A 17,775-nucleotide genomic window follows, 5' to 3' on the forward strand; every position below is an offset into this window, starting at 1 on the left:
CGCTCGTCCCCGGCATGTTGACGTTGCGCCCCCCACTGTCTAGCATGCCGGTGTGCAGCGGTGTGCGGGGGTGACACCATGGATGAGCAGCAGAGTCTCGCCTGCCAAGGCAGCGCCAAAGCGCGCTGGCAGGTCGTGGGGTGTTCGCGGCGGGCCGTCCTCGGCTGGGGGCTGATGGCGGCGGCAGTCGGTCGGCCGGCGTGGGCGCAGTCGCCGGCGCCCGTGCTGCCGCTGGCCGATACGCACAGCCACATGGGTTTGTTCGGACCGACCAAGTCGGCCACCTTCAGCCCCGACCGCTTCATGGCCGAAGGGCATGTCAAGCTGGTGGCGTGGAAGTGGGTGCCGGATTACGAGCTGATCCGCCGCGGGGCCAACGGCGAGCTGCTGCCACCTCCCGTGCCGCCCGACCCGGACCGCATGTGGGCGACGACCGAGGCCGGCTGGCGCGCGATGATCGACAGTGCCACCCAGGCTGGCGTGGCCCTCGTCCTCGGCAAGGACGATGTGGCCGCGGCCCGCGCGGGGCGCACCTCGGTGGTGCTGGCCAGCGAGGGCTGCGATTTCGTCGACCCGGCGCTCGAGCGCATCGAGACGGCCTACCGGATGGGGGTGCGCCACCTGCAGCTGGTGCACTACACCCCCAACCCGCTGGGCGACGTGCAGGCGCGGCCGGCCCAGCACGGCGGGTTGACGCCGCTGGGGCGGGAGTTGATCGCGCGCTGCAACCGGCTGGGTATCCTGGCCGACTTGGCCCATCTGACCCCGGAGGCAGCCATCGAGGCCGCCGATCTGTCGACGAGGCCGGTCATCTGGTCACACAGCGCTTTGCGCGTCGGGCGTCTTCTCGCCTCGCGCCACGAGCGCCTGCTGCCGCTGGAGGCAGCGCGGGCGATCGTTCGCCGTGGCGGGGTCGTCGGTCTGTGGGGTTTCGATCAGACCGCCGGGTACCGGCTATCGGGTTACGTGCGGCTCATCCTGGAGGCCGTCGAACACCTCGGCGAGGATCACGTCGTGTTCGGCACCGACATGTCGGGGCTGCGCAACTGGACGGTGCTGCGCCACTACGGCGACCTTGGCAAGGCGGTGGAGGAGCTGGTCTCTGCGGGCTTGTCCGAAGCCGTCCTGCGCAAGATCGCGTTCGACAACTACGCCCGCGTATTGACCGCGAGCCTCGCTTGAGCGCCATCCGTCCGCGCTGGTGCCTGATCGATCAGTGCACCACCACCGGCGTCTGGGCCAGGGAGGCGTAGCTCTCCAGCGTGTCCTCCACCTCTTCTTGCGTGGGGGTGTTTTGTTGCCACGCTTCGATCTGCTGCTGGAACAGTTCGGCCCAGGAGCCGTCCAGGTAGACCTCTTTGCCGGAGCGCTTGTCCACGATCTCGAAACCGTGCCGCGGCATCACCGGCCGCTGGGTGTCCCCTTCGGCCGCGCCCGCCATCTCCTGGGCGTTGGCCAAGATGTGGACCACCGCGAAGCTGTCGGAGTTGTAGAGCATGTGCATGGCCACACTATCCTCGAAACACAAAGTCCCTGCAAGTCGGAGGCGGCGCTGACGGTCCAGGCTGGTGCCGGCGTTGTCGCCTCGGCAGGCACATCGGGGCGGGACGGGGTTTTTCAAGGGGGGGTGCCGGCCGGGCGCCAGTGGCGCAGCCGCTGGTCCACGCGCTCGCCGTGGGGCTGCTGCAGCACGATGCGCACGGGCAGGCCTGCGATGGCCGGGGTGTACCACGCCTCCACGATCAGGCCCTGCTCGCCCTCCGGCACCCGCCGCAGGCGCATCGCGTCGAAGCTGCCCGCCGGAACGGTGATGGGTTCACGCGCCACGACCTCGACGGTCCAGTGCTCCAGTCGCCCCAGGCTGGTCACGGGGATGCGCCAGCGTTGTCCAGGCGCCATGGCGTCCACCCAGCCGCCCAGTTGCACGAACACCCCCAGCCGGTCTTGTGTGCCCGGGGGCAGACCCTCGATGGAGGCGCCGCCATCGGTGCGCGCCCGCCCGGGCTCGGGCGCGGCCGGCCACTCGAACGCCAGCCAGCGCTCGCGTCGTGCCCGGTCTTCGAAGCGGGCCGGTTGCAGACCTGCAGGGGTCAGCGCCCCGCTGCTGACCTGCACACGGCTGCCCACCCAAAAAGCCCGCAGCGCCAGCTCCAACCGGTAGCCCTCGCCGTCCGGACGCCAGTCCAGCACGGCGTCGGCCCGGTAGCTCAGACCCTTGGCTTCGCCGAGCACCTCGTACTCCATCCGGCCGGCGGGCGGCGGCTGCCAGCGGTTCCCCCCGGGCGGATCGGTGTCGGGCGGGGTCGAGGCCAACAGGCCGGCTGCGGCAGCGATGATGGCCGATCCGCTCGCCTCGGGGTCTCGTGGGGCGGAGGGGGCTTCGTCAGCGGGGCCGCTCGCCGCGTCCGCGAGGGTGGAGGGGTTGAGGCCATCCGCGTCTTCGACCCCGGACGACGGCGCGACGCCGAGGGATGCCGCCACCGGGGTGTCCGTGGTGGCCGGGGCAGGGGGTGCCACTGGGGCCGTCGTCTGGCGCGGCCGCGCGACCGGGGGCGATGCCGGCCGCCGCTCTCCGGTGGGGGCGACCCGCTCGGGCGGCGGGAGCAGAGCGGCCGATACCGTCGGAACCCGCCCACCGCCCCCCGCGCCGACGGGCGCCTCGCTCGGGCGCCAGGCCAGCGTCACCGCGGCGACATGCAGCGCGACCACCGCCGCGCCAACGGTCAGTGCGCGCGCCGATCGCGAATGCGGTGCCCTCATGGGCGCGATACTAGCGGCTGCGCACGCCATCCGTGAGACACCCGCCCATGAAACTTGCCACCTACCGCGACGGCAGCCGCGATGGCCAGCTCGTCGTCGTGTCGCGCGACGGCACGTTGGCGCACTACGCCAGCGGGATTGCCGACACCCTGCAGCAGGCGCTCGACGACTGGAACTTCATCGCTCCGCAGCTGCGCGATCTGGCCCTGACGCTCGACCAGGGCAAGGCCCGCCACGCGTTTCCCTTCGATCCGCGGCTGTGCGCCGCACCGCTGCCGCGGGCCGTGGCATGGTTGGCCCCCGAGGATGGCACCGCCGAGCCCCGCTCCTGGTGCAGCGATGCCGTATGGGGGCCGGTGCGGCCGCTGCCGGGTGTGGACGGTGTAGCGGATATCGGACCGTCACTGGCGGTGGTCTGCGGTGACGTCGCCCCCGGGGTGGATCCGGCCGCTGCGCTGGATGCGGTCCGCCTGCTGGCCCTGGCCTGCCACTGGCGGCATGGCGATGCGCAGGCGGCGGCACCGGAGCAGCCTTGGGGTGTGACGCTCGCGCCGTGCGTGGTCACACCGGACGAGGTCGGTGCAGCGTGGTGCGGCGGCCGCCTGGCGGCCTGCGTGACCACGACGTGGAACGGGCGCAAGCTGGGCATTGCCGACGGGGCCGACCAGGCGGTGTCCTTTGGGGTGCTGATCGCCCGCGCGGCCCGGATTCGCGGCCTGACGGCCGGGGCGGTGGTTGCCGGCGGCATCCTGCCCACCCCGCAGGAGCCGGGCGACCCCCCCACTTGGCCGCGCGGTTATGCCACCTTGGCCATGCGCCGTGCGGCCGAGCGCCAGACCCTCGGCCGTGCGAGTACACCTTGGTTGGCACCGGGCGACCGGGTGCACATCGACGCGCGCTTACCCGATGGCCGCGCCCCTTTCGGACCCATTGACGTCGAGTGGTCCCCCGCTCAGAGCGACGGGGTTGCGCCGGGGTGGTCGCGCTCGTAGCGGGTCTGGCAGCCGATGCAGCGCTGCGCGGTCGGGGCGGCGTGCAGCCGGGCGGTCGGGATTTCCGCCCCGCAGTCCGTGCACAGGCCGAAGGTGCCGTTGGCGATGCGTTGCAGGGCATCGTCGATCGCGCGCAGCGCCGCCGTTTCGCGCTCGTCCAGCGCCTGCGCCAGATCGCGCTCGCCATCCACCTGGCTCCAGTCGCCGCTCTGGACCTCGTGCGGATCCAGGGCGGACTCCGCGCGGCCGATCTTGCCGCCGCGCTGGGCGCGGATCTGCGCGATCAGGTCGGCGCGCATCTGTTGCAGCTGCTGGGCAAAAGTATCGGAGATGGGCTGGCTCATGGTTGTCGGCTCGTGGAAGCGGCCCGGGCCTGGGCCGATGTCTGACATTGTGGCGCCGATTCCCGGCGATGCCCAAGGTCAGCCGGGCCGAGCAGATCGGCCTTTGACGCCGATCAAGGGTGCCGAGGGCAGGCCGCAGGGTGCCCGGGCGCGTCGTGGCTGTGGCATGCTACGGCGCATGCGGTCGATGCCGCGCAAAGGATGCCCACCATGACCCCGCCCGACTTCGGCGCCTTTCAGGCGGCCTTCGCGCCCTATGCCCGTTACGTCCCTGGGTTCGCCTTTCTGCAGGGCCTGGCCGGTGGCAGCCCGGCCGCGGATGCGCCGCCCATGGCGCAGTGGGTGGCCCCGGTGTTCGACGTCGATGAGCTCGAGCGCCGCATACGCGACCTCAAGGCCGTCCACTTCTGGCTCGAACAGAACGCCCGGGCGCTGCAGGCGACGATTCAGGCGCTCGAGGTGCAGAAGATGACCCTGGCCACCCTCAAGGGCATGAACGTCAGCCTCCACGAAATGGCACAGGCCTTCGCCGGTCCCGCCCCCAGCCCCGGCTCTGGGCCGGAAGCGACGGCGGCGGGTGGGATACCGGCCGGCGAGTCACCCGCAGAGGCGTCAGCCGCAGCGCCCGGCGTCGATCCGGTGCGCTGGTGGCGGTCGCTGACCGATCAGTTCCAGACGATCGCGGCCAACACCTTGCAAGAGATGGCGCAACACACCGCGACGGCCGCCGCGACGGCGATGGCGGCCACGGCAGCGGCGCCGACAGCCCCTGTGGCCTCGCCTGCTTCACCGCCTGCGTCGCGGGCGCCCCGAGCGGCCCGAGCCGCCAAAACGCCTCAACCGCCCCAATCCCCCCGCCCCCCCGCCCAGGGCGGCGCCGCGACCCGAGAGCGCAAGGCGGCCGCCCCATCCCCGGGTGCGCCAGCGTCCGCTTCTGCGGCGGCCCGGGCGTTGCGCGGGCAGACCTCCGCACCCAAGCCCCGGGCCACGCCGCCCGCATCGCCCCGGAGGCTGCGCGGGTGAAGCGGTTTCTGCAGGCCCACGCCACCCACCCGCACTGGCCCATGGCTGCTGCGCTGGTGCTGGCCCAATTGCGTGCTCAACTGGCCGCCGCGGCGCCGGCCGACCCTGCCGGGCAGGGTCGTGCGGCCGGCCGCCTGGAGGTCGGCCAGGCCGTCACGCCGCTGGGGCTGCTGTACCTGACCGATCACTATGCCGATGCTGCCGCCGACATCCTGGATCACCTGAGCGCCGAGCTGCCGCAGGTGACCGACTGGGTGGGGGCGGTGGGCGTGGGCATTTGCGCCAGCGGGGCCGAATACATCGACGAACCGGGGCTGGCGGTCATGCTGTGCGACTTGGCGCCCAGTCGCTACCGCGTCTTCAGCGGGCTGGCCCCTCTGGGGGCCACCCAGGGGCCAGAAGGTTTCGTGCCGCAGACCGCGCTGGTGCACGCGGACCCCGCCACGCCCGACGTCACGGAACTGGTGCAGGAGCTGGCCGAACGCACGCTGGGCCACTATCTGTTCGGGGGTCTGGCGGCCAGCCGCGCCGGCTCGCTGCAGATCGCGCGATCCAGCCGGGGCGGTTTGGCCGGACATGGGCGGGAGGCGGCGGCCGGCCTGTTCCGCGGGGGCTTGAGCGGTGTGGCCTTCGGGCCGGATGTGGGCATCGTCTCGCGCGTGACGCAGGGCGTGCGCGCCGTCTCGCCCGCGTACCGCGTCACGGCCGCGCGGGCGCAGTGTGTGGACGAACTGGACGGTCAGCCCGCGCTCGATGTGCTGTTGCGCGCGCTGGACCTGTCGCTGGACGATCTGCCCGCGGTGGTTGCGCGCCTGCGGCAGACCCTGGTCGGCTGGCAGGCGCCGGCGGCGCGAGCCTCGGCCCCCCGAACGGGGCAAGAGGGGCAAGAGGGACGACATATCGGCCATGTGGGGCGCGTGCCGCTGCGACTGGGCGATGATCTGTTGGTGCGCCACCTGGTGGGCTTGGACCCGGCGCGGCGCGCCTTCGTCGTTGCCGACGAAGTGCCCGTCGGCAGCACCCTGACCCTGTGCGCGCGCGACGTGCAGGCCGCCCGCACGGATCTGGTGCGCATCTGCGCCGAGATTCGCGACGAACTCAGCCCCGAGGAGGGCGAGGCCGGTGGCGACCCCGTACGGCGCATCGCGGGCGCGGTGTACGTGAGCTGCAATGGCCGGGGTGGTCCGCATTTCGGCGGCCCCAGCGCCGAGCTGCAAATCGTGCGGCACGCGCTTGGCGACGTGCCGCTGGTCGGTTTTTTCGCCGCGGGCGAGATTGCCCACCACCGCCTATATGGCTATACCGGGGTGCTCACGGTGTTCGTGGCGGACGCGCCCGGCGGTTGAGGTCACACCCCCCGTGCGCGCTCGACCGCGAAGCGCTGGCGGAATGCGGCAAAGGAGCCGGTGTCCAGCGCGTCGCGCACCTCCTGCATCAGATTCAGGTAGTAGTGCAGGTTGTGGATGGTGGTGAGCATGGGGCCCAGCATCTCGCCGCAGCGGTCCAGGTGGTGCAGGTAGGCGCGGCTGAACCCGTCGCGCCCGCCGTCGGCCCAGGGCACGCCGCTGGCGCCCGCGCAGGCGTAGCAGGTGCAGCTCGGGTCGATCGGCTGCGGGTCGGCCTTGTGGCGGGCGTTGCGGATCTTGAGGTCACCGTAGCGGGTGAAAAGGGTGCCGTTGCGCGCGTTGCGTGTCGGCATCACGCAGTCGAACATGTCCACGCCGCAGGCCACGCCCTCCACCAGATCCTCCGGCGTGCCCACGCCCATCAGGTAGCGCGGCTTGTGCGCCGGCAGGCGGTGCGGGGTGTGCGCCAGGATGCGGCGCATCTCCTCCTTCGGCTCGCCCACGCTCACGCCGCCGATGGCGTAGCCGGGCAAGTCCAGCTCCACCAGCGCCTCGAGTGACTCCTGCCGCAGGTGTTCGAACATGCCACCCTGCACGATGCCGAACAGCGCGTTGCGGTTGCCCAGCCGCTCGAACTCGGCCTTGCTGCGCCGTGCCCAGCGCAGGCTCAGCTCCATGCTGGCGCGCGCCTCGGCCTCGGTGGTGACGTGGCCGCTGGTCTTGTCGCCCTGCCAGTACGGCGTGCACTCGTCCAGCTGCATCACGATGTCGCTGTCGAGCGCTGTCTGGATCTGGATGCTGACCTCGGGCGAGAGAAAGAGCCGGTCGCCGTTGACCGGCGAGGCGAAGTGCACACCCTCCTCGGTGATCTTGCGCATCGCGCCGAGCGACCAGACCTGAAAGCCGCCGGAGTCGGTCAGGATGGGCTTGTGCCACTGCTCGAAGCGGTGCAGCCCGCCGAAGGCGCGGATCACCTCCAGCCCGGGCCGCAGCCACAGGTGGAAGGTGTTGCCCAGGATGATCTGGGCACCCATGTCGTGCAGGCTGCGTGGCATCACCCCCTTGACGGTGCCGTAGGTGCCCACCGGCATGAAGATGGGCGTCTGCACCACGCCGTGGTTGAGCGTGAGCACACCGCGGCGGGCGTGGCTGCCGGCATGGCCTTCGCGCGCCGGGTCGGTCTGGAGAACGGAGAACTGGAGCATGTGATCAAGCGGAAGCAGGGGAAGCGACCGGACAGCGCTGCAGCAGCATCGCATCGCCGTAACTGAAGAAGCGGTAGCGGCGCTCGATCGCGTGGCGGTACAGCGCCATGACGTGCTCGTAGCCGGCGAACGCCGACACCAGCATCATCAGCGTGCTGCGCGGCAGGTGGAAGTTGGTGATCAGCAGGTCCACCACGCGGAAGTCGAAGCCCGGCGTGATGAAGAGGTCGGTGTCGCCCTCGGTGGCGCCGCTGCGCGCCCAGCTCTCCAGCGTGCGCACGCTGGTGGTGCCGACCGCCAGCACGCGCCCGCCGGCGCGCCGCGTGCGCTCCAGCGCCGCCAGCGTCTCGGGCGGGATGCGGTACCACTCGCGGTGCATGCGGTGGGCGCGCAGATCCTCGACCTTGACCGGCTGGAAGGTGCCGGCCCCCACGTGCAGCGTGACGCTGGCGCGCCGCACGCCGCGCGCGGCCAGTGCCGCCAGCACCGCCTCGTCGAAGTGCAGCGCCGCGGTCGGCGCCGCCACCGCGCCGGGGTTTTTGGCAAAGACCGTCTGGTAACGCTGCTCGTCCTCGGCGGTGTCGGGGTGCTCGATGTAGGGCGGCAGCGGCACGTGGCCGTGGCGCGCCATCAGGGCGTAAGGGTCGTCGGAGAAGCGCAGCCGGAACAGCGGTCCGTCGGCGTCGGGCCAGCGGCCCAGCAGCGTCGCGGTGAAGGCCGGCCGGCCGTCGGCCTGCGGCGCCATGCGCAGCACGGTGCCGGCGGGGGGCTTCTTGCTCACCTTCATGTGCGCGACCACCTCGCCGTCGGCGAGCACCCGCTCCACCAGCAGCTCCAGCCGTCCGCCGGTGGGCTTTTCGCCGTACAGACGGGCCTTGATCACCTGCGTGTCGTTGAAGACCAGCAGGTCGCCCGGCGCGAGCAGCGCCGGCAGCTCGCGGAAGATGCGGTTGGCCGGTGGCCAGCTGCGCCCGTCCAGCAGGCGCGAGGCGCTGCGCTCGGACGCCGGGTGCTGGGCGATCAGCTCGGGCGGGAGGGCGAAGTCGAAATCGCTGGTGGTCCAAGCGCGCGCCGGTGCGGTGGCGGGGGAGAGGGTCGTCATGTCGCTCGAGGGCCGGACGGGCCCGTGCCAAGTCCAAGGGACGCGCATTGTCCCACGGCGCGCGGCCGTGTCAGGCCCCTGTCTTGCTCGCCCTTTAGCATGCGGGGGTAGGTCGGCGCGGGGCCGGTCGGTGGTGCGGGGGTGTGGTCATGCCGTTGGTCGTTTTCAATCAAAAGGGCGGGGTGGGCAAGTCCACCATCGCTGGCAACCTGGCTGCCATTGGGGCAGCGCGGGGGCGGCGCACGCTGGTCGTGGATTTGGATGCGCAGGGCAATGCCTCGCGTTATCTGCTGGGCGATGCCGTGGCGCAACCCGGCCCGACGGTGGCGGACTTTTTCGAGCAGACGCTGTCATACAGCCTGCGCAGCGAGCCGCCGCAGGCTTTCGTGCGCCGTACCCCGTTCGACGGGCTGGACGTGCTGGTGGCCAGCCCTGTGCTGGAGGAGTTGCAGGCGAAGCTGGAGGCGCGCCACAAAATCTACAAGCTGCGTGAGGCACTGGCCACCCTGCGCGCGGACTACGACGCCATCGTCATCGACACGCCGCCGGCGCTCAACTTCTACACGCGCAGCGCGCTCATGGGCGCCAGCGGCTGCCTCATCCCCTTCGATTGCGATGCCTTTTCGCGTCAGGCGCTCTACACGCTGCTGGACCATGTGGCGGAAATCCGCGCCGACCACAACCCGGCGTTGGCGGTGCGCGGCATCGTGGTCAACCAGTTTCAGGCGCGGGCCGCGCTGCCGCAGCGGCTCGTACAGGCGCTGCGCGACGAGGGGCTGCCGGTGCTGGAGCCATATCTGCCCGCCTCGGTCAAGGTGCGCGAGTCCCACGAGGCGGCCCGGCCCCTCATCCACCTGGACCCGCGGCACCGTCTGACGAAGGCTTTCGTGGCGCTGTACGAGCGTCTGGGCTGAGCGACGTGGCCGGGCGCCGGATCGCCGCCGGCGGGCCGTTCCGCTATCGACTACAGTCACGCCGTGTCATTGAATAGGGTGGAAGCATGTGGATGCAGGTGGTGTGGTTCGTGGCGGGTTTGTCGGCGTTGGTGGCGGGGGCCAGCGCGCTCGTGCGCGGGGCGTCCAAGCTGGCGCTGTCGCTGGGCATTTCGCCGCTGGTCGTCGGGCTGACCATCGTGGCGTTTGGCACCAGCGCGCCCGAGATGGCGGTGTCCACCGGGGCGGTGCTCGCGGGCCAGACCGATATCGCCGTGGGCAACGTCGTGGGCAGCAACATCTTCAACGTGCTGTTCATCCTGGGCGCCAGCGCGCTGATCACCCCGCTCGTGGTGCATGTGCAGCTCATCCGGCAGGAGGTGCCGATCATGATCGGCGCGTCGGTGCTGCTCCTGGTGCTGGGGCTGGACGGCCGTATCGCTTGGTGGGAGGGTGGCCTGCTGCTCGGCCTGTTGATCGTCTACACGGCGTTTCTGATCGTGCAGTCGCGCCGCGCGTCGGCCGCCGATGCCGCCGCGTTCGATGCCGAACTGCAACCGGCGAGCGCGGGGGCGTGGGACGCCCGCTGGCCCGTCCAGGTGGCGCTGATGGGCGTCGGTCTGGCGCTGCTGGTCTTGGGCTCCGACTGGCTGGTGGGGGCGGCGGTCGCGTTCGCCCAAGCCTTCGGCGTCAGCGATGTGGTGATCGGTCTGACCATCGTCGCCGCCGGCACCTCCATGCCCGAGGTGGCCACGTCGATCGCCGCGGCCCTCAAGGGCGAACGCGACATCGCCGTCGGCAATGCCGTAGGCAGCAACACCTTCAACATCCTGGGGTGCGTGGGCCTGAGCGGCCTGGCCTCGGCCGGCGCCGGCATCACCATCGCCCCGTCGGTGCTGTCGTTCGACATCTGGGTGATGTTGGCCGTGGCGTTGGCATGCCTGCCGGTGTTTCTGACCGGGCGCGAGATTGCGCGATGGGAGGGCGCGGTCTTCCTCGGCTACTACGCCGCGTACACGGCGTATCTGATCCTCGCGGCCCAGTCGCACGCGGCGTTGCCCGCATTCTCGGCGGTGATGCTGGGCTTCGTCGTGCCGCTGACGGTGATCGCGCTGGTGACGAGCGTGTTGCGTTCGCCCAGCGCGCCACCGGCCCGCTGACCTGCGGGCGTGCGCGGCAGTGGCGTTTTCGGCACAATGGATTGCCTGTCACGGACGCCACCCGAAGTGTCCGGACCGTCACCGAGGAGACCCGCCGGTCGTGTCTGCCGCATCCCCCTGTTGCCCGACACCCCGCAGCGCGCCGACTGGCGTGACGCGCTGCTCAACGATTACGCCCTGGCCGTGCTCACGCTCGGCGGCGTGGTCGCCGTGGTGTGGCTGGCGCCCTTTGCCGTCTACCGCGCCCTGACCGCCAACTGGCTGGCGGCCGCCTCGGACGCCATTTTGGCCGTCGCCATCGGGGCCGCCGCGTGGTACGCCTGGCGCACGCGCGACACCCGCTGGCCCGGCTGGGTGATGGCGGTGGCCATCGTCGGTGGCATTTGGGCCATCGGCATCGCAGCCCAGTTCGCCGCCCTGTTCTGGGCCTACCCGGGCGTGCTCATGAACTTTTTCCTCGTGCCCGCGCCAGCGGCGGTCGTGCTGGGAGCGGCCGCGGTGCTGGGGGCCGCAGCGCTGTCCTGGCAGGAGCTCGGCGGCACCGAGGGGCTGTCGTTTTTCGTCATCACCAATGTGCTCACCGGGGTTTTCGGGTATTTGGTGTCGCAGCAGGCCCACCGGCGCATCGAGCGCTGGCAGGCCCTGAGCCTGATCGATCCGCTGACCGGCGTTGGCAACCGCCGCCTGATGGAGGTGGAGTTTGCGCAGGCTTTCCGGTGCGGGGCCTCCGTGGGTTCACTGGCCGTCCTGGATGTCGATCACTTCAAGGCCATCAACGATGGCCATGGCCACGAGGCCGGCGACGCCGTGCTGCGCGATCTGGCGGCAGTGGTGCAGTCGGCTTTGCGCAAGACGGACCGCCTCTACCGCTTTGGCGGTGAGGAGTTCGTCGTCTGGCTGGGGCAGGGCGATGCCGCGGCCGCCGCAGCGGTGCTGGAGCGCATCCGCCAAGTGGTGCGCGAGCGGGTGCGTATCGCGGACCGGGCCGTCACGTTGTCGGCCGGCGTGGCCGTGCACTCGGCGCCGGAGTCCTGGCAGGCCTGTCTGGCCCGGGCGGATGCCGCCTTGTATCGGGCCAAGCGCGAGGGGCGCGACCGCGTGGTGTGGACGTCGCCGGGCGAGGGCGCGTCCAGCCGCACCTGAAGCGCCTGGGCCGACTCATCAGACCGGCGTCACGCGGTCGCTGCGCCGTCGAGCGGGCGGGTGCACGTCGTAGTAGCGGGATTTGTCGTCGTACATCGCGCGGTCGGCCGCCTGCAGCGCGGCCTCCAGTGACTCGCCCGCGCCGCACACCGCCAGCCCCATCGACAGCGACAGCGTGCGCCCCGGGTAGAACTGGTTGTTCAGATCCAGCACCTGCTGGATCTGCGCCTGCACATCGCGTGCCGCCGCCTCGTCGAAGCCGGGCAGCAGCACCACGAACTCGTCGCCGCCGATGCGCGCGGCCACCCCGGGCGCATCCACCGCCTTGTGCAGCACCTCGCCCGCGCGGCGCAACAGGGCGTCACCTGCGCCGTGGCCCAGCTCGTCGTTGATCTGCTTGAGGCCATTGACGTCGATCGCCAGCACCGCCACCGGCCAGGGCCCCTTGCGGGCCAGGCGCGCCAGCTCTTCGTTGAAGAAGGCGCGGTTGCGCAGCCGCGTCAGTACGTCGTGCTTGCCCAGGTACTCCAGGTAGGCCTCGGCCTTCTTGCGCGCGGTGATGTCCACCAGCGACACCAACACCAGATCCCAGCGCGACAGCCGATCCTCCAGCACGGCAAACTGCATGTGCAGATGCAGCGGCTCGCCCTTGAGTGAGTAATTCACCACCTCGCGCTCTTGCGTGTACTGGCCGTTCCACAGCTCGCGCAGTTGCTCTGCGAAGGAATCGTGCATCTCATCGCGGAAGATCTGGTGCAGCCGCGCGAGCAACGTGCCTTTGTCCGGGGCGCCAAACAGCGTCAGCGTCTGCCGGTTGACGTCGATGACGCGAATCTCCTGCATGCAGCGGGAGACGAATTCCGGATGCACTTTCAAAAAGACGCTGAAATCGTCGATGCCGCTGGCACGCACCTCGTCGAGCAGGGCCTTGACCGCGGAAAAATCCTCCACCCACAACGACACCGGCGAGCGCTCGAACAGGTCGCGGGCATAGCGCTCGCTCGCGTTCAGGCTGGACTCGGCGCGCACACGCGCGGTCAGGTCTTCCAGCGACACCAGCACCCGATCCCAGGTGTCCTCATGCCCCGGCAGGATACGGATGCGCACCAGCACGTCCAGCCGCGTCCCGTCCAGGGCGTAATTGACGGTCAGGTTTTCCACCAGTGTGGCACCATTCCACAGCGCCACCTGCTCGCGCACCACGTTGGCGCGCATGTCGTCGCGAAAAACGCGGTGCAGGTTGGACAGCAGCGTGGCGTGATCCGGTGCTTGGAACATCGCCAGCGTGCGCTGATTGACCCGCAGCACACGCAGGCTGCGCATGCACGCGTCCACACGCGCCGGGTCGGATGCCAGATGCGCAGCCAGATCCGTCACGCCCTCGGCGCGCCAGCGCTCGAACAGCGCGCGCAGGGCCGAAAAATCCTCCAGCCACAGCGACACCGGCGCCAGCTCGAAGATCGCTTCGAAGTCGGCGTCGGACGGCAGATACGGGGGCGAAGCCGGGTTGAGGCGGTGCTGGGTCATGGCAGTGCAGGGGGCGGCCCGCAAGGATGGGGGATGATCCAAGCCAGCGTAGGGCAAGCGCCCGGCGCTGTCGATGCAGCGGGCGGGTGACTGTCGCTTTCTCCCATCGTTCCCGATGGCGCTGCTAGGATCGGTCCATGGCTCGCGCCACGTCCGCTACCCGCTCCCGCCGTCCGTCCGCCCCCACCGTTCCCGACGCGGCATCCGCCAGCGCGGGGCGCGAAGGGCTCAGCGGCCCGCAGCGCGCGCTGCGGCGGCTGGGTTTGGTGCGGCCGATCGATCTGGCGCTGCATGTGCCCTTGCGCTACGAGGATTGGACGCGCGTGCGCCCGCTGGCCGACGCGCGCGACGGGGACGAAGCCCTGATCGAGGGCGAGGTCTTGGCCTGCGAGGTGCAGCTGCGCCCGCGCCGCCAGCTCGTCGCCACCCTGGCCGTGGTCGGCGGGGGGCGCTGCACGCTGCGGTTTTTCACCTTCTACCCCAGCCACCAGCGGGCACTGGCCGTCGGTGCGCGCGTGCGGGCGCATGGCGAGTTGCGTGGAGGCTGGGCGGGCTGGACGCTGGTCCATCCCCGACTGCTGTCGCCGGATGCGCCATTGCCCGCCGGTCTGACCCCCGTTTACCCGACCACGGCCGGCCTGCCGCAGTCCTATCTGCGGGCGGCGGTCGCGCGCGCGCTGCAGCAGGCCGACCTGACCGAGACCGTGCCCGCCGAGGCCCTGGCCGACCTGCCGGGGGCCAGTGGTTCGCCGTGGACGCTGCAGGCGGCGTTGGCATTCTTGCACCATCCCGATCCCCGCGCTCCGCGCCCGGCACTGGACGATCGCACCCATCCCGCCTGGCAACGCCTGAAGGCCGAGGAGCTGCTGGCCCAGCAGTTGGCCCAGGTGCGCGCACGCCGCGAGCGCGACGCCCTGCGCGCCCCCGTGCTGCGCGCGCCGGACGACGGCTTGCCGAGGCGCCTGCAGTCCGCGCTGCCCTTTGCGCTGACCGGGGCGCAGCGGCGGGTGGTGGCCGAAATCGTCGCCGACTTGGCCCGCCCCACCCCCATGCACCGTTTGCTGCAAGGCGACGTCGGCAGCGGCAAGACGGTGGTGGCCGCACTGGCCGCGGCCGTCGCGGTCGATGCGGGCTGGCAGTGCGCCCTGATGGCACCGACCGAAATCCTGGCCGAGCAACACTTTGGCAAGATGGTGCAGTGGCTGGAGCCGTTGCTCGCCCGACTGGGGCGGTGTGTGGCGTGGCTCACCGGCAGCCAGCCGCGCGCCCAGCGCCAAGCCATGCTGTCGCGCATCGCAGCGGGGGAGGCGGCGCTGGTGGTCGGCACCCATGCCGTCATCCAGGAGCAGGTGACGTTCGAACGGCTGGGCCTAGCCGTCATCGACGAGCAGCACCGTTTTGGCGTCGCCCAGCGGTTGGCGCTGCGCCACAAGGCCGGGACCGCCGCCGCGGGGATGGAGCCGCACCTGCTGATGATGAGCGCCACCCCCATCCCGCGCACGCTCGCCATGAGCGTCTATGCCGATCTGGACGTCTCCACCCTGGACGAGCTGCCCCCCGGGCGCAGTCCCATCGTCACCAAGGTGTTGGCCGAGCACCGCCGGCCCGAGGTGCTGGAGCGCATCCGCCAGCAGGTGGCGCAGGGCCGGCAGGTGTACTGGGTGTGCCCGCTGATCGAGGAGAGCGAGGCGCTCGATCTGCGCGCCGCCACCGCCACCCATGCCGAGCTGGCCGCCGCCTTGCACGGCGTGACCGGCGCGGATGGCCGCCCGGTCCAGGTCGGGCTGCTGCACTCGCGCCTGCTGCCCGCCGACAAAAAAGCCATCATGGCCGCCTTCGCCGCAGGGGCCCTCGCCGTGCTGGTCAGCACCACGGTCATCGAAGTCGGCGTGGACGTGCCCAATGCGTCGCTGATGGTCATCGAGCACGCCGAGCGCTTCGGCCTGAGCCAATTGCACCAGTTGCGCGGGCGTGTCGGGCGCGGCGCGGTGGCCTCGGTCTGCCTGCTGCTCTACAGTCCCGGCGAGTCGGGCCGCGTCAGCGAATCGGCGCGCGAACGCCTGCGCGCCATGGTCGAGACCCAGGACGGCTTCGAGATCGCGCGCCGCGATCTGGCCATCCGCGGCCCGGGCGAGTTTTTGGGGGCGCGCCAATCGGGGGCGCCTTTGCTGCGGTTTGCCGATTTGCAGACCGACGAGCCCCTCATCGAATGGGCGCGCCGCTGGGCCCCGCGCCTGTGGCAGCGGCACCCCGAGCAAGCGCAGCGGCACCTCGACCGCTGGCTGGGGGGCAAGTTAGACTATCTGAAGGCTTGATCCGATAATCCCCCGGTTGCCGGCTGTCCGGCCGATTCCCCGGCAGGACCGCCGGGGCCACGGAGTCTGCCCATGACCCTGACCGAACTCAAGTACGTCGTCGCGGTGGCGCGCGAGCGCCACTTCGGCAGGGCGGCCGAGGCCTGCTTCGTCTCGCAGCCCACCTTGTCGGTGGCCATCAAAAAGCTCGAGGAAGAGCTGGAAGTCAAAATCTTCGAGCGCAGCGCGAGCGAAGTCACCGTCACCCCGCTGGGCGAAGAAATCGTGCGCCAAGCGCAGGTGGTGCTGGAGCAGGCCGCCGCGATCAAGGAAATCGCCAAGCGCGGCAAGGACCCGCTGGCCGGGCCGCTGCGCCTGGGGCTCATCTACACCATCGCGCCCTATCTGCTGCCGGATCTGGTGCGTCAGGTCATCGATCGCGCGCGCCAGATGCCGCTGATCCTGCAGGAGAACTTCACCGCCAAGCTGCTGGAGCAGCTGCGCCTGGGTGAGCTGGATGCGGCCATCCTGGCCGAACCCTTCCCCGACACCAACCTGGCCGTCGCACCGCTGTACGACGAGCCCTTTGTCGCGGTGGTGCCGCGCGACCATCCGCTGGCCGCGCGCGAGAGCGTCACCGCCGAGGAGCTCAAGCGCGAAACCATGCTGCTGCTGGGCAACGGCCACTGCTTTCGCGACCATGTGCTGCAGGTCTGTCCGGAGTTCGCGCGCTTTTCCGACAGCGCCGAGGGCATCCAAAAGAGCTTCGAAGGCTCGTCGCTGGAGACGATCAAACACATGGTGGCCGCGGGCATGGGCGTGACGCTGGTGCCACAGCTTTCGGTGCCCAAAGGGGCGCTCGATCCGGCCGCGCGCGAGGCGGTCGCCGCCGTATCGCCGGGCGATGGCGCCTACGTCCGCTACATTCCCTTCGCTGGCGAGCCGCCGATGCGGCGCGTCGTGCTGGTGTGGCGGCGCAGCTTCACCCGCTACGAAGCCATCGCTGCCTTGCGCAATGCCGTCTATGCCTGTGAGCTGCCCGGATGCAAGCGTCTGACCTGATGCCCGCTTCCCCTCCCCCGGCCTGGCGCACGCGCCTGGCGCTGTACCTGGACCTGATCCGCTGGGACCGCCCGGCCGGCTGGCTGCTGCTGTTGTGGCCGACGCTGTCGGCCCTGTGGCTGGCCGCCGGCGGCTGGCCCGGCTGGCACCTGCTGCTGGTGTTCGTCGCCGGCACCGTCCTGATGCGCAGCGCCGGCTGCTGCGTCAACGACGTGGCCGACCGCGAGTTCGACCGCCACGTCAAGCGCACCGCGCAGCGGCCCGTGACCAGTGGCCGCTTGAGCCCGCGCGAGGCGCTGGCGGTCGGCGCGGCGCTGGCGCTGGTGGCCTTCGCGCTGGTGCTCACCACCAGCCCGGTGGCGGTGGCGTGGTCGTTCGCGGCGCTGGCGGTGGCGGTGTTCTATCCGTACACCAAGCGCTTCTTCGCGATGCCGCAGGCGGTGCTCGGCGTGGCGTTCAGCTTCGGCATCCCGATGGCGTTCGCCGCGGTGCGCGGCGAGGTGCCGGCGCTCGCCTGGGGGCTGCTGGTGGCCAACCTGTTCTGGGTGCTGGCCTACGACACCGAATACGCGATGGTGGACCGCGACGACGACCTGCGCATCGGCATTCAGACCTCGGCCATCACGCTCGGCCGCTGGGACGTCGCGGCGGTGCTGGCGTTCTACGCGCTGCACTTGGTGCTGTGGACGGCGTTGGTGTGGCCGCACGCCGGCGGGCCGTGGTTCGCCGCCGGCGTGGCGGCGGCCGTGGCGCAGGTGCTGTGGCACGCCTGGCTGATCCGCGGCCGCACTCGCGACGGGTGTTTCCGTGCCTTTCGCCTCAACCACTGGCTGGGTGCCACCCTGTTCGCGGGCCTCGTGTTGCAGCAGGTGCTGGGGTGACGGG

Annotated in this window: 16 protein-coding genes; 10 read left to right on the plus strand and 6 right to left on the minus strand. The window is 71.0% G+C overall.

Features of this window, described 5'->3' with window-relative positions; translation table 11 throughout:
* Positions 1 to 78 precede the first annotated feature (78 nt).
* The gene (locus ACK4TH_RS06015) at positions 79 to 1,182 is read left to right on the plus strand and encodes a dipeptidase (RefSeq protein ID WP_409623855.1); all 1,104 of its coding nucleotides are present in this window, start codon (positions 79 to 81) and stop codon (positions 1,180 to 1,182) included.
* Positions 1,183 to 1,213: 31 nt separating this feature from the next.
* On the opposite strand, the gene ACK4TH_RS06020 is transcribed toward ACK4TH_RS06015, so the two are convergent.
* Both ACK4TH_RS06020 and ACK4TH_RS06025 read right to left on the minus strand, forming a co-directional pair.
* Positions 1,214 to 1,504 (minus strand): DUF3567 domain-containing protein, encoded by a 291-nt coding sequence (locus ACK4TH_RS06020; protein ID WP_409623857.1) that lies wholly within the window; start codon positions 1,502 to 1,504, stop codon positions 1,214 to 1,216.
* A 113-nt stretch (positions 1,505 to 1,617) separates the two neighbouring features.
* A complete protein-coding gene (locus tag ACK4TH_RS06025; RefSeq protein ID WP_409623859.1) occupies positions 1,618 to 2,760 on the minus strand; it encodes a DUF3108 domain-containing protein in 1,143 nt (380 codons plus the stop codon).
* A 47-nt stretch (positions 2,761 to 2,807) separates the two neighbouring features.
* Between ACK4TH_RS06025 and ACK4TH_RS06030 the strand changes: the two genes are divergently transcribed.
* Positions 2,808 to 3,752, plus strand: a complete 945-nt coding sequence (locus ACK4TH_RS06030; protein ID WP_409623861.1) for a fumarylacetoacetate hydrolase family protein — start codon at positions 2,808 to 2,810, stop codon at positions 3,750 to 3,752.
* On the opposite strand, the gene ACK4TH_RS06035 is transcribed toward ACK4TH_RS06030, so the two are convergent.
* Entirely contained in the window at positions 3,713 to 4,096 is a 384-nt protein-coding gene (locus tag ACK4TH_RS06035; protein ID WP_409623863.1) for a TraR/DksA family transcriptional regulator, read from the minus strand. The genes ACK4TH_RS06030 and ACK4TH_RS06035 overlap by 40 nt on opposite strands.
* A gap of 210 nt (positions 4,097 to 4,306) precedes the next feature.
* Between ACK4TH_RS06035 and ACK4TH_RS06040 the strand changes: the two genes are divergently transcribed.
* A complete protein-coding gene (locus tag ACK4TH_RS06040) occupies positions 4,307 to 5,119 on the plus strand; it encodes a PhaM family polyhydroxyalkanoate granule multifunctional regulatory protein (protein WP_409623865.1) in 813 nt (270 codons plus the stop codon).
* Positions 5,116 to 6,465 (plus strand): FIST N-terminal domain-containing protein, encoded by a 1,350-nt coding sequence (locus tag ACK4TH_RS06045; RefSeq protein WP_409623867.1) that lies wholly within the window; start codon positions 5,116 to 5,118, stop codon positions 6,463 to 6,465. The genes ACK4TH_RS06040 and ACK4TH_RS06045 overlap by 4 nt, the downstream gene beginning before the upstream one ends.
* Positions 6,466 to 6,467: 2 nt before the next feature.
* Here ACK4TH_RS06045 and tgt read toward each other — a convergent pair whose 3' ends face one another.
* Positions 6,468 to 7,670 (minus strand): tRNA guanosine(34) transglycosylase Tgt, encoded by a 1,203-nt coding sequence (gene tgt, locus ACK4TH_RS06050; RefSeq protein WP_409623869.1) that lies wholly within the window; start codon positions 7,668 to 7,670, stop codon positions 6,468 to 6,470.
* A gap of 4 nt (positions 7,671 to 7,674) precedes the next feature.
* Positions 7,675 to 8,772 carry a tRNA preQ1(34) S-adenosylmethionine ribosyltransferase-isomerase QueA gene (gene queA, locus ACK4TH_RS06055; protein ID WP_409623871.1) on the minus strand — a complete coding sequence of 366 codons (1,098 nt, stop codon included), beginning with the start codon at positions 8,770 to 8,772 and terminating at the stop codon, positions 7,675 to 7,677.
* 149 nt (positions 8,773 to 8,921) lie between these two features.
* Here queA and ACK4TH_RS06060 point away from each other — a divergent pair, with 149 nt between their 5' ends.
* The 3 genes from ACK4TH_RS06060 (at position 8,922) to ACK4TH_RS06070 (ending at position 12,007) form a co-directional block, all read left to right on the plus strand.
* Entirely contained in the window at positions 8,922 to 9,686 is a 765-nt protein-coding gene (locus ACK4TH_RS06060) for a ParA family protein (RefSeq protein ID WP_409623874.1), read from the plus strand.
* 92 nt (positions 9,687 to 9,778) lie between these two features.
* Positions 9,779 to 10,864, plus strand: coding sequence for a calcium/sodium antiporter (locus ACK4TH_RS06065; protein WP_409623954.1), 1,086 nt, complete (start codon positions 9,779 to 9,781; stop codon positions 10,862 to 10,864).
* A 120-nt stretch (positions 10,865 to 10,984) separates the two neighbouring features.
* Entirely contained in the window at positions 10,985 to 12,007 is a 1,023-nt protein-coding gene (locus ACK4TH_RS06070; protein WP_409623876.1) for a diguanylate cyclase, read from the plus strand.
* Between the two features lie 18 nt (positions 12,008 to 12,025).
* Here the strand turns inward: ACK4TH_RS06070 and ACK4TH_RS06075 are convergent, their stop codons facing one another.
* Positions 12,026 to 13,534, minus strand: a complete 1,509-nt coding sequence (locus ACK4TH_RS06075) for a diguanylate cyclase domain-containing protein (RefSeq protein WP_409623878.1) — start codon at positions 13,532 to 13,534, stop codon at positions 12,026 to 12,028.
* A gap of 137 nt (positions 13,535 to 13,671) precedes the next feature.
* Here ACK4TH_RS06075 and recG point away from each other — a divergent pair, with 137 nt between their 5' ends.
* The 3 genes from recG (at position 13,672) to ubiA (ending at position 17,771) form a co-directional block, all read left to right on the plus strand.
* Positions 13,672 to 15,849, plus strand: coding sequence for an ATP-dependent DNA helicase RecG (recG, locus tag ACK4TH_RS06080; protein WP_409623880.1), 2,178 nt, complete (start codon positions 13,672 to 13,674; stop codon positions 15,847 to 15,849).
* 72 nt (positions 15,850 to 15,921) lie between these two features.
* Positions 15,922 to 16,890, plus strand: a complete 969-nt coding sequence (locus ACK4TH_RS06085; RefSeq protein ID WP_409623882.1) for a hydrogen peroxide-inducible genes activator — start codon at positions 15,922 to 15,924, stop codon at positions 16,888 to 16,890.
* Entirely contained in the window at positions 16,890 to 17,771 is an 882-nt protein-coding gene (gene ubiA / locus ACK4TH_RS06090) for a 4-hydroxybenzoate octaprenyltransferase (protein WP_409623884.1), read from the plus strand. Before ACK4TH_RS06085 ends, ubiA begins: the two co-directional genes overlap by 1 nt.
* Positions 17,772 to 17,775 lie beyond the last annotated feature (4 nt).

Source organism: Tepidimonas sp. (genome assembly GCF_046292505.1).
GTDB lineage: Bacteria > Pseudomonadota > Gammaproteobacteria > Burkholderiales > Burkholderiaceae_C > Tepidimonas.